The 1,630-nt window shown below is 34.4% G+C and carries 1 protein-coding gene; it reads right to left on the bottom strand.

Translation table 11 applies throughout. The features are described from left to right. Positions 1-68: 68 nt before the first annotated feature. On the bottom strand, positions 69-1,400 hold the full coding sequence (gene gdhA, locus ACI313_RS05170; protein WP_439755469.1) for an NADP-specific glutamate dehydrogenase: 1,332 nt from the start codon (positions 1,398-1,400) through the stop codon (positions 69-71). Between the last annotated feature and the right edge of the window lie 230 nt (positions 1,401-1,630).

Below are 1,630 nucleotides of genomic sequence, written 5' to 3'. Positions count from 1 at the left end.
GTAATTGAGTCAGCTATCCTTTTTTGTACAGGCTATTTAACTGTTACAGCCTCTTGTATGAAATGAGATTATACAGTTCCTTGTGCTTTCATAGCTGTAGCAACTTTTAAGAAACCAGCAATGTTAGCACCAACTTCATATTGTTTGTCGCATCCATATTCTTTAGCTGTATCACGACATGTATTGAAGATAGTAACCATGATTTGTTCTAATTTTTTATCCACTTCTTCAGCTGTCCAAGATAAGTGTTGAGCATTTTGTGTCATTTCTAGACCAGAGCATGCAACCCCACCAGCATTTGATGCTTTACCTGGTGCATAAAGAACACCGTTTTCTTGTAAGTATTTAATAGCATCTGGTGTTGTAGGCATGTTAGCGCCTTCACATACTGCGAATACACCATTAGCAACCAATGCTTTGGCATCTTCTAAGTTTAATTCATTTTGAGTTGCACATGGAAGAGCAACATCAACTTTAACTGACCAAGGTCTTGCACCAGGAGTATAAGTTGCTTCAGGATGTACTTCCAAATATTCTTTGATACGTCCACGACGTACTTCTTTGATTTCTTTAACTAAGTCTAAATCAATTCCATTTGGATCGTAGATGAATCCATTAGAATCTGACATGGTAACAACCTTAGCACCTAATTGAGTTGCTTTTTGACAAGCATAAATAGCTACATTTCCAGAACCAGAAACGGCAACGGTTTTTCCATCGAAACTAGTTCCATTATCTTTTAATAAAGCTTGAGTGAAGTAACATAATCCATATCCAGTAGCTTCTGTACGAACTAACGAACCACCAAATGATAAACCTTTACCAGTTAATACACCTGAGAATTCGTTACGAATACGTTTATATTGACCAAACATATAACCGACTTCACGAGCACCAACACCAATATCTCCAGCAGGAACATCTGTGTTAGGACCAATGTGACGATATAATTCAGTCATAAAACTTTGGCAGAATGCCATGATTTCACGATCAGATTTACCTTTAGGATCAAAATCTGATCCACCTTTTCCACCACCCATTGGTAGAGTTGTTAAAGCGTTTTTGAATACTTGTTCAAATCCTAAGAATTTGATAATTGAAATATTAACGGACGGATGGAAGCGTAAACCACCTTTATATGGACCGATTGCAGAGTTGAATTCTACACGGTATCCACGGTTTACTTGTGTAACTCCATTATCATCTACCCAAGGAACACGGAAAATAATTTGACGTTCTGGTTCAACGATACGAGCTAATACATCATCATCTAATTGTTCAGGATGAACTTTTTCGATAACTTTTAAAGATTCGAAAACTTCTTGTACTGCTTGTAAGAATTCTTTGTCGTTAGGTTGACGGCTAACAACAGTTTCATACAATTTTTCTAAATTTGCCATTGTATCCTCCTATTTATTTATTAATTTAAAAAATTACCCTTGAATTATAGCATTATTGAAATAATTATGAAAGTACAAATGAAAATATTTTCAATAAAAACATAATAATGAAAATAATATTCAATATATGGTAGAAATCAAAAATTTGGTGTGATAGAATAAAATAGACACAGAAAAAAGTTTTTTAAAAAAAGTGTTGACTCTAAAAAGGTGATTTGGTAATATAAATG

This window comes from Floccifex sp. (assembly GCF_051873495.1).
Taxonomy (GTDB): domain Bacteria; phylum Bacillota_I; class Bacilli_A; order Erysipelotrichales; family Erysipelotrichaceae; genus Floccifex.
Note: the sequence above shows the minus strand (reverse complement) of the source record. Positions and strands in the feature narration are given on the sequence as shown.

Coding starts and splice junctions, on each gene's coding strand:
- gdhA (WP_439755469.1), bottom strand. CDS start 1,400: ATGGCAAATTTAGAAAAATTGTATGAAACTGTTGTTAGCCGTCAACCT.